Source organism: Streptomyces sp. rh34, assembly GCF_002551245.1.
Taxonomy (GTDB): domain Bacteria; phylum Actinomycetota; class Actinomycetes; order Streptomycetales; family Streptomycetaceae; genus Streptomyces.
The window spans coordinates 1-9,064 of the sequence record NZ_NTGZ01000288.1 but is presented as its reverse complement, the minus strand read 5'-3'; the positions used below and the strand labels follow the sequence as shown (position 1 = coordinate 9,064).

General features: G+C 73.3%; 7 protein-coding genes. 1 reads left to right on the top strand and 6 read right to left on the bottom strand.

Going from position 1 to position 9,064, the window contains the following annotated elements; all coding sequences use genetic code 11:
- Positions 1–31: 31 nt before the first annotated feature.
- From CR470_RS32635 to CR470_RS32625, 3 genes are all read right to left on the bottom strand, one after another.
- Positions 32–913 carry an ATP-grasp domain-containing protein gene (locus CR470_RS32635; RefSeq protein WP_097871073.1) on the bottom strand — a complete coding sequence of 294 codons (882 nt, stop codon included), beginning with the start codon at positions 911–913 and terminating at the stop codon, positions 32–34.
- A gap of 55 nt (positions 914–968) precedes the next feature.
- The gene (locus CR470_RS32630; RefSeq protein WP_097871075.1) at positions 969–2,657 is read right to left on the bottom strand and encodes a DUF885 domain-containing protein; all 1,689 of its coding nucleotides are present in this window, start codon (positions 2,655–2,657) and stop codon (positions 969–971) included.
- Positions 2,658–2,758: 101 nt separating this feature from the next.
- Complete coding sequence (locus CR470_RS32625) at positions 2,759–3,238, bottom strand: Lrp/AsnC family transcriptional regulator (RefSeq protein ID WP_097871072.1); 480 nt, start codon at positions 3,236–3,238, stop codon at positions 2,759–2,761.
- 59 nt (positions 3,239–3,297) lie between these two features.
- On the opposite strand from CR470_RS32625, the gene CR470_RS32620 reads away from it, so the two are divergent.
- Entirely contained in the window at positions 3,298–4,527 is a 1,230-nt protein-coding gene (locus CR470_RS32620) for a trans-sulfuration enzyme family protein (RefSeq protein ID WP_097871071.1), read from the top strand.
- Here CR470_RS32620 and CR470_RS32615 read toward each other — a convergent pair.
- The 3 genes from CR470_RS32615 to pdxR all read right to left on the bottom strand — a co-directional run.
- Positions 4,445–5,887, bottom strand: coding sequence for a GNAT family N-acetyltransferase (locus CR470_RS32615; protein WP_097871070.1), 1,443 nt, complete (start codon positions 5,885–5,887; stop codon positions 4,445–4,447). The two genes, CR470_RS32620 and CR470_RS32615, sit on opposite strands and share 83 nt — an antisense overlap.
- A 122-nt stretch (positions 5,888–6,009) precedes the next feature.
- Entirely contained in the window at positions 6,010–7,593 is a 1,584-nt protein-coding gene (locus CR470_RS32610) for an alkaline phosphatase D family protein (protein ID WP_097871069.1), read from the bottom strand.
- Positions 7,594–7,668: 75 nt separating this feature from the next.
- On the bottom strand, positions 7,669–9,064 hold a 1,396-nt coding region (gene pdxR / locus CR470_RS32605; RefSeq protein ID WP_107489521.1), incomplete at its 5' end, for a MocR-like pyridoxine biosynthesis transcription factor PdxR.

Below are 9,064 nucleotides of genomic sequence, written 5' to 3'. Positions count from 1 at the left end.
AGATGTGTATAAGAGACAGCCCCGGGGGAGGTCAGCGCGGTCCGACGCCGGCCAGCGCGGCGAACAGGGCCCCGGCCTCCGTCCCGGCGGGAAGCCCGCTGACCTGGCCGTCGCCGACCTCCACCACCCGCCGCACCCCGTCCTCGCGCAACGCCAGGTCGGTGGTGACCCAGCGCAGTCCGAGGCGGCCCACCGCCTCCCGCAGGGCGGCGAGTTCGGGGACGGAGACCGGGCCGGGGGTATCGGGGTGGGCGGTGACGAGCACCGCCTCCCCGTCCACCCACCACACCCGCGCCTCGCCGTCCGCGACGAACGGCTCGAAGGACCGGAGTACCAGGCCGCCCGCGAGGAAGGGGCCCTGCAGTTCCACGAACCGGCCGACCACCGCGGCGAGTCGCTCCCGGTCCGCCAGCTCGGGCACGTAACAGGCCTCGTGCCACTCGTGCTTGCGGGACTTCACGAAGTCCTTCACGATTCCGGGCCCGGGGCCCAGGGGTGCCGCGAGCCCGGCCAGCTCGTCGGCGGTGGGCGCCGGGGCCCCCGGAGCCGTGGCGCACCAGACGCTGCGCGGCGTGAGCCCGTCGAACTCCTCGTACCAGCCGGGGAGTTCATGCGCCCGCCGGTAGGCGGCGGCGCCGGTGAGCAGGGCGCAGCCCCGGGCGTCGAGCGCTGCCTCCAGCTCCGCGTACCGGGCGGAGGGGATCATCCAGCCCCGGTACCAGTACGGTCCGGAGTCCCGCGCGACCCGGGCCACCGCCCCGGCCGCGTCCCCCGCGAGCAGCGCGTCATGATCGAGCAGCGCGATCCGCCCGCCGGCCGCGCGCGCCGCCGCGACCTCGCCGGCGAACTGTGGATCGGGCCGGGAGACCCGCAACGGGTCGGCGCAGAACAGGAATCCGTTCCGCTCGTTCATGACAGGCTGCCTCACTTCCACCGACGGGGGCTCCGGACCGTAACCACGACTCTGGTCAGAGCCGCGACAGCTCGTCCACCAGATCGTCCAGGCCCAGCGACCCCTGGGAGAGCGCCGCCATGTGCCAGACCTTCAGATCGAACGCGTCGCCGTGCGCGGCGCGCGCGTTCTCCCGGCCGAGCAGCCAGGCCCGCTCCCCGAGCTTGTAGCCGATGGCCTGGCCCGGCATCGACAGATAGCGGGTCAGCTCGCTCTCCACGAAGTCGGCGGGACGGCCACTGTGGTTGCCGAAGAACTCCTGGGCCAGATCGGGTGTCCAGCGCTCGCCCGGGTGGAAGGGGGAGTCCGCCGGGATCTCCAGCTCCAGGTGCATGCCGATGTCGACGATCACCCGGCAGGCGCGCATCATCTGGGCGTCCAGATAGCCGAGTCGCCGTTCCGGGTCGGGCAGGAAGCCCAGCTCGTCCATCAGCCGCTCCGCGTACAGCGCCCAGCCCTCGGCGTTCGCGCTGACCATCCCGACCGACGCCTGGTAGCGGGAGAGGGTGTCGGCGACGTGCGTCCACTGCGCGAGCTGCAGGTGGTGGCCGGGAACGCCCTCGTGGTACCAGGTGGAGACCAGGTCGTACACCGGGAAACGGGTCTCGCCCATGGTCGGCAGCCAGGTGCGCCCGGGGCGGGAGAAGTCCTCGGAGGGGCTGGTGTAGTACGGCGCGGCGGCCCCGCCGGGCGGTGCGATCCGGGACTCCACCTTCCGGACGCGTTCCGCGAGGTCGAAGTGCGTGCCGTCCAGGGCTTCGATCGCCTCGTCCATCAGGCCCTGCAGCCACTCGCGGACCTCGTCGACGCCCTCGATGTGCTTGCCGTGCACATCGAGGTGGGCGAGCGCCTCCCAGGGCCCGGACCCGGGCAGCACCTTCTCGGCCTCGGTCTTCATCTCGGCGAGCAGCCGGTGGTACTCCGACCAGCCGTACGCGTACGCCTCGTCGAGATCCAGGTCGGTGCCGTTGTACAGCCGCGACCAGCGGGCGTAGCGCTCCCGGCCGACCGGGTCGGGGGCGCCCTCGATCGCCGGGGCGTACACGTCGCGCACCCAGTCCCGCAGCGCGAGCACCGAAGCCGTCGCCTGCCCGGCTGCCTCGTCCAGCTCGGCCCGCAGGGACGCGGGTCCCGGCGCGACGAACTCGGCGAAGAACCCCTCGCCCTCGCCTTCCCCGCCCCACTCCGTGAGCTGCCCGACGAAGGTGGCGGTCGCGCGCGGGCCGCCGTACAGCTTGCGCTCCAGACCGAGCGCGAGCGAGGCGCGGTACCCCTCGTACGCGGCGGGCACCGCGCGCAGGCGGACCACGACCGCCGCCCAGTCCTCGTCCGTCGCGGTCGGCGTGAGGGTGAAGACCTCGGTGATGCTGTGGGCGGGCGACGACAGGTTGGAGACGGCCCGCAGGCCCTCCTCGGCCTCGTGCACGGCGAGTTCCGCCGTCAGACGCTCCCGCAGGAGCCGTCCGCAGCGCCGCTCGGCATCGCTGTCCGCACCGGGAAGCCGCTCGGCGGCGTCCAGCTTCCGCAGCGTCGCGCGGAGGAGGTCGGCGGACGCCGCCTGGCCGGCCGGTGAGAAGTCGGGCAGTCGGCGCGAGCTTGCGGGCACACCCAGATAGGTGCCCGTGATGGGGTCGAGTTCGATGAGTGCGTCGACGTAGGCGTCGGCGACCTGACGGGGCAGCGCGCTGCTCGAAGTGTCTGACATGCGGACATCCTCGTACGGCGGCACGCGTCCCGTCATCATCATTGACCTCCGGACGTCCGAAAGGCGATCACCCCCGGTGCGTCTCCGGCACTTTCCGGTACTCAGTTCCCGGCCGGCGGCAGCAGCGGCCCGCAGTCCCACTGCTGGAAGATCAGCCGGGTGTCCACCCGGGCCACCTCCCGGCGCGAGGTGAACTCGTCCAGCACCAGCCGCTGCAGATCCGCCGCGTCGGCCACCGCGACCTGCACCAGATAGTCGTCGGGACCGGTGAGATGGAAGAGCGCACGCGACTCCGGCAGGGACTTGACGCGGTCGACGAACGGCCCGATGAGTTCCCGGCGGTGCGGCCGGACCTGCACCAGGAGCAGCGCCTGCAGACCCCGGCCGAGCTTCGCCGGATCGAGACGCAGCTGGTCCCCGAGGATCACCCCGGAGCGGCGCAGCCGGGCCACCCGGTCCAGGCAGGTCGAAGCGGCCACGCCGACCTCGGCCGCGAGCTCCCGGTACGTGGTCCGCGCATCGTTCTGCAGCAGCCGCAGAAGGTGCAGATCCACCGGATCGAGAGCGACAGAATCGGACATGTGGCGAACGTAGCACGGGATAGTGCCCCTACGAACCGGTAACTGTTCAGAGTGACGGCATGGACAACGAAGTCTCGATGACGCCCCCTGCCCCCACCCCGGCCAGGGCTCTCGCCACCGAAGCCGTGCACGCCGGACGCGACGACCTCGCCTCCCTCGGCGTGCACGCCCCGCCGATCGACCTGTCCACCACCTACCCCTCCTACGACTCGCGCGGCGAGGCGATGCGGATCGACGCCTTCGCCACCACCGGGACCCGCCCCGACGGGCCGCCCGTCTACGCCCGGCTGGACAACCCCACCACGGGCCGCTTCGAGACGGCGCTGGCCCGGCTGGAGGGCGCCGAGAGCGCCGTCGCCTTCGCCAGCGGGATGGCGGCGCTGACCGCGGTCCTGCTCGCCCGCGCGAGCCAGGGACTGCGCCATGTCGTCGCGGTCCGCCCGCTCTACGGCTGTAGCGACCATCTGCTCGGCGCGGGGCTGCTGGGCACCGAGGTGACCTGGACCGACCCGGCGGGCATCGCCGACGCCATCCGCCCGGACACCGGACTCGTGATGGTCGAGACGCCGGCCAACCCGACGCTGGCCGAGATCGACATCCGGGCCGTCGCCCACGCCTGCGGAACCGTCCCGCTGCTGGTCGACAACACCTTCGCCACGCCCGTCCTGCAGCGCCCCGTCGAACACGGCGCGCGGATCGTCCTGCACAGCGCCACCAAGTACCTCGGCGGCCACGGGGACGTCATGGGCGGCGTCGTCGCCTGCGACGAGGAGTTCGCCGCCACACTGCGCCAGGTCCGGTTCGCCACCGGCGGAGTGCTGCACCCGCTGGCCGGCTACCTCCTGCTGCGCGGCCTGTCCACGCTTCCGGTACGCGTACGGGCGGCCTCGACGAGCGCGGCCGAACTGGTCCGCAGGCTCACCGCCGACCCGCGCGTCGCCCGGGTGCACTACCCGCGGATCGGCGGCGCGATGATCTCATTCGAGGTGTACGGGGATCCGCACCGGGTGATCTCCGGGGTGCGGCTCATCACGCCCGCCGTCAGCCTCGGCAGCGTGGACTCGCTGATCCAGCACCCGGCCTCCATCAGCCACCGCATCGTGGAGGAGGGAGACCGGCGGGCGTCCGGTGTCGGCGACCGGCTGCTGCGGATGTCGGTCGGTCTGGAGGACGTCGAGGACCTGTGGGCGGACCTGTGCCAGGCGCTCAGCGACGGGCCCCTTCCGCCGGCGCGGACGGACGAGCGGCCCCTCCAGTCGTCAGCCGGTCGGTCGTCAGCCGGGCGGTGATGACGAGCGTGCCCTCCTCGATCTGGTAGTCGAGGGGCAGCTCCAGCGCGCGCATCGCCGCCACCATGCCGGTGTTGTGGGACTGCGTCACGGCGTACACGCTGTCGCAGCCCGCCTCCACGGCGAGGGCGACCAGGCGGCCGAGCAGCTGGGAACCGATGCCCCGGCGCTGCCAGTCGTCCTCGACGAGGAGGGCGACCTCGGTCTCGTCGCCGTCCCAGAGGAGGTGGCCCAGCGCCACCAGTTTGCCGGAGGCCGTCTGCGCCGCCAGGGTGCGGCCGAAGCGAGGGCTCAGCAGGTGGTCGAGGTAGCGGTCCGCGTCCGCGACCGGACCGTGGTAGCGCAGGCCCAGGGTGCGCTGCGAGCAGCGGTCGTGCAGGGCGCGGGCGGCGGCGAGATCGTCGCCGCCCGCGCGGCGCACGGTGATCTCGTTGCCCTCGGGCAGGGTGAGGACGTCCTTGCCGCGCGGCAGCCGCGGGCCCAGCCGGGCGTCCAGTTCGACCAGGGCGCGCGCCCGCGCGAACTCGGTCGGCGTGAACGGCGGGCAGGGCCGCTCGACGGAGATCACCCCGCCGGACGGGTCCCGCAGCCGCATCACCGTCTCCTCCAGTACGCCCTCGACCGGGGCGCTCTCCCCGGTGGGGCGGCCGGCGACGGAGACGGCGGGCAGAGAGTGGATGGTGCACCGGCCGAGCAACTGGCGCAGGGCGAGCGGCAGCTCGGCCGCGTCGAGCGCCGTCCGGGTGGCCAGCGACAGCACCCGCGCCGGGATGTCGACCAGATCGTGAGCGTCCGCCCGCTCGATCCATGTGGAGGCGCCGCCGGCGGCCGCGATCTCCCGTGACAGCTCCCGCGCCTGGAGCGAGGCCGGCGCCCGCAGCAGGAACTCGTCGACGGTCCCCTGCGCGAGCGGGTGGGTCCCGAGGGTGAGGATGTCCACCCGGAGCCCGGCGAGGGCCACGCACAGTGCGGCCAGAGTGCCCGGGGCGTCGTGCACGGTCGTCCGCATCCGCCACAGCGTGGTCTCCTCGGTGCGGGCGATCCCGTCCGTACCGCCGCCTCGGGCCTCACCCGGCGCCCCGTCCCGCGCCCCGTGCGCCGCGGCGTCCGCTCCGCCCGGTGCGGAGTCCTCCTCACCGGACGGGGGAGCGTGACTGTGCCGTCGTGCCCACCAGGTGTGGAACGCGGCGGTGGCCACCAGCGCCACCGCCGACGCCACGAGCAGGTAGGGCCCGTCCGGCTGGTGTCCGATCAGGTTGGCGATGGCGTCGGCCACGGCCACGGCGGTGAACAGGGCGGCCAGTTCGATCAGGTCCCGCCGCCAGTGGTGCGGACGGCGGGCGCTCTTCGCGGACGTCACATCAGTCATATCCTCACTGTGAACGAACGGTGTTGCCTGATCACGAACGCTTTGTGACTGATGGGTTACGTGTTGATCTGGTCGCCTATTGTCGTTTTCGGCCAGATTCCGGGAACCGCCGCTCACTGCCCGACGCGGCCCGGCCGGAGCACCTTGGTGAACAGCACCGACCCGCCCTCGGCCCGCAGACGCACCGTCAGCTCCGCGCTGTCACCGTCGATCTCCACCTCACCGAAGAACTGAGGCGACTCCATCGGCGAGACATTGGCCCGGTCGGGAGCCCGCACGAAGACCCGGTCCGGGCCGAAGGTGGCGTCCAGCGCGTTGGCCGGGAAGCCGCCCGCCGCCAGCGGCCCCGACACGAACTCCCAGAACGGGGCGAAGTCCTTGAACGCCGCCCGCTCCGGCGCGTAGTGCTGGGCCGAGGTGTAGTGGACGTCGGCCGTCAGCCACACGGTGCCGGTGATCCCGCGGTGCTTGATGAACCGGAGCAGTTCGGCGATCTGCAGTTCCCGCCCGAGCGGGGCCCCGGGGTCGCCCTGTGCCACCGCCTCGAAGTCCGTCGCGCCGTCCGGGACCACGAGGCCGAGCGGCATGTCGGCGGCGATCACCTTCCACTCCGCCCGGGAGGCGGCCAGCGAGCGCTGCAGCCACCGCGCCTGCTCGGCGCCGAGGATGCCCGTCGTGTCGTCGGCCTGCCGCCCCGGGGAGTTGGCGTTGCGGTACGAACGCATGTCGAGCACGAACACGTCGAGCAGCGGCCCGTGGTGGACGATCCGGTACATCCGAGAACGACGCCCGGAACCGTACGAGGGCGCGAGCGGCACGTACTCGTGGAAGGCGCGCACGGAGCGCGCCGCGAGGATGTCCACGTTCTTCTCGGTGTACCGCGCGTCGTCGAGGATCTGGCCGGGATACCAGTTGTTGCGCACCTCGTGGTCGTCCCACTGCACGACGGAGGGCACCTGCGCGTTGAAGCGGCGGACGTTCCGGTCGAGCAGGTTGTAGCGGAAGTTCCCCCGGTACTCGTCCAGCGTCTCGGCGACCTTCGCCTTCTCCTCGGTCATGACGTTGCGCCAGATCCGGCCGTCCGGCAGCGTCACGCTCGCCTCCAGCGGGCCGTCCGCGTAGATGCTGTCGCCGCTGCACAGGAAGAAGTCCGGGTCCAGGCGGCGCATCTCCTCGTACACCCGGTAGCCGCCGATGTCCGGGTTGATGCCCCAGCCCTGCCCCGCGATATCGCCCGACCAGAGGAACCGCACCCCGGAGCGCCGCCGGGCCGGAGCGGTACGGAACGTCCCGTACACCGGCCTGCCGGTACGGCGCGGATCGCCCGGATCGGCAAGCGTCACCCGATAGTGCACCTGCTCGCCCGCGGGCAGGCCGTACAGCGGTGTGGTGCCGGTGAAGTCCGTTCCGGGGCCGATCGACGGCCCGTACCACCTGCGCACCCGCCGGAACGACTCGGTCGCCGAGGTCTCCACCACCATCCGGGCCGGCCGGTCCGAGCGCACCCACAGGAGCGCCGACGAGGCGGTGACGCCGCCCACCTGCACGCCCCAGGACGCTTCGGGCCGCCCCGCCAGGTGCAGCGCGGGCGCGGCCGAAGCGGTCGCGGGGGCGAGGGCGACCGCCGCCGGGGCGATCAGCGAGCCGCGCAGGACGGCACGGCGGCCGGGCGAGGGAATACGCGGACGGTAGGACATCGAAGCGCCTCCGGGGAGATGGGCGGTGCGCCGTTCGCGAGAAGGCCGTGGACCGGCGCCGGTCTTCGCCCATGCCTAGTGCCTCGCGGCGGCCGGAGCCCCAACCCCGGGTGAACGGCGCCCGTCGGCCGGGGAGGGACCGGCCGGAACGCCGGCGGCCGCCAGCGCGGCGACCCCTCGGGCGATGTCGCCGGGGGTGAGATGGGCGTAGCCCAGGACGAGGGGCAGGGTGCCGTCCTCGGAGCCGGCCGTTCCGCAGTCGCGCAGCGGCCGCAGCGCGATGCCCGCCCCGGCCGCCCGCTCCAGGAAGACGTCCTCGGGGCCGTACCGCGCGGGCAGTCGGGCGATGATGTGCAGGCCCGCCGCGATGCCGCTGACCGTCGCGCCGGGGAAGTGCTCGTCGAGCGCGGACACCAAAGCGTCCCGGCGTTCCCGGTAGGCCCGCTGGCAGCGCCGCAACTGCCGGTCGTAGCCGCCGCGCACGATGAAGTCGGCCAGGACGGCCTGGTCGATCACCGGGTTGCCCAGATCCATGGTCCGTTTGCGGGCGACGATGCGCTCGGTGAGCGCGGCGGGGGCGATCAGCCAGCCGAGCCGAAGTCCGGGAGCCAGCGACTTGCTCACGGAACCGGTGTACACGACCCGCTCGGGGTCCAGCCCCTGCAAGGCGCCCACCGGCGCCCGGTCGTACCGGAAGTCCCCGTCGTAGTCATCCTCCATGATCACGGCGTCCGCGTCCCGCGCCCAGTCGAGCAGCTCGCCGCGGCGCTGCGCGGAGTATCCGATTCCGGTGGGGAACTGATGCGCGGGCGTGGTCACCACCGCGCGTACGCCGGAGCGCTCCAGGGGCGCGAGGGCGAGGCCGTCGTCGTCGAGGGGCAGCGGGACCGTGCCGAGACCGGTCGCCGCGAACAGCGATCCGTGTTCCGGACTGCCCGGATCCTCCACCCCGACCGAGGCCATGCCCTCGTCCCGGAGCACGAAGCCGAGCAGGGTCGTCGCCTGGGCCACACCCGAGCAGACCACCAGCCGCTCCGGATCGGCCACCACGCCCCGGCGCCGGGCGAGCAGCCCGGCCAGGGCCTCGCGCAGCTCCGGCAGCCCGCGCGGATCGGGATAGCCCAGCGCGCCGTGCGGCAGCCGATCGAACACCGTCCGCTGGGCGGCACTCCACGCGCTGCGCGGGAAGAGGGACAGATCGGGGGTGCCGGGCCGGAAGTCCACCAACGCGCTCGCCGCGCGCGGCGAGCGGTCGCGTACGGGGCGCTCCGCCGCGCGTACGCCCTCGCTCACCCAGGTACCCGCACCCCGCCCGCTGCGCAGATAGCTCTCCGCGGTGAGCTGCTCGTACGCCTCGGTGACCAGCCCGCGCGACACTCCCAGGTCGGCGGCGAGCTCACGGCTGGAGGGCAGCCGCGTGCCGGCCGCGAGGCGGCCGGAGCGGACGGCCTCCCGCAGCGCGGTCCGGAGT

What these genes read in the sequence shown, in the direction of transcription:
- CR470_RS32610 (WP_097871069.1), bottom strand. Translation starts at nt 7,593, where the DNA reads ATGTCCTACCGTCCGCGTATTCCCTCGCCCGGCCGCCGTGCCGTCCTG.
- CR470_RS32620 (WP_097871071.1), top strand. Translation starts at nt 3,298, where the DNA reads ATGGACAACGAAGTCTCGATGACGCCCCCTGCCCCCACCCCGGCCAGG.
- CR470_RS32635 (WP_097871073.1), bottom strand. Translation starts at nt 913, where the DNA reads ATGAACGAGCGGAACGGATTCCTGTTCTGCGCCGACCCGTTGCGGGTC.
- CR470_RS32625 (WP_097871072.1), bottom strand. Translation starts at nt 3,238, where the DNA reads ATGTCCGATTCTGTCGCTCTCGATCCGGTGGATCTGCACCTTCTGCGG.
- CR470_RS32630 (WP_097871075.1), bottom strand. Translation starts at nt 2,657, where the DNA reads ATGTCAGACACTTCGAGCAGCGCGCTGCCCCGTCAGGTCGCCGACGCC.